Source organism: Cohnella baijiui (assembly GCF_020731285.1).
Taxonomy (GTDB): Bacteria; Bacillota; Bacilli; order Paenibacillales; family Paenibacillaceae; genus Cohnella.
In genome coordinates this window covers 1-208 of record NZ_JAJFOW010000541.1, presented here as the reverse complement: position 1 = coordinate 208, position 208 = coordinate 1, and the positions used below count along the sequence as shown (strand labels likewise).

The 208-nt window shown below is 49.0% G+C and carries 1 protein-coding gene; it reads left to right on the top strand.

Going from position 1 to position 208, the window contains the following annotated elements; genetic code table 11:
• Positions 1-28: 28 nt before the first annotated feature.
• Positions 29-208 (top strand): 2-dehydropantoate 2-reductase N-terminal domain-containing protein (locus LKX83_RS33715; protein WP_304518372.1); only part of this gene is annotated, 180 nt, incomplete at its 3' end.

The following is a 208-nucleotide window of genomic DNA, read 5'->3' as shown; positions in this document are numbered from 1 at the left end:
CTTGCGTTAGAGCAGGAGAGGAGTATATATGCGATTCTTACTTGTCGGAGCAGGAGCAATCGGCGGCTACTTTGGCGGACGCCTCATCCAAAAAGGCGAAGAAGTAGTGTTTCTTGTCCGTCCACCAAAACAGAAGCAATTAGAAAAAGCAGGACTGACTATAACGAGTGTGCACGGCGACTTCCATACTCCCGTACAGACGATTGTC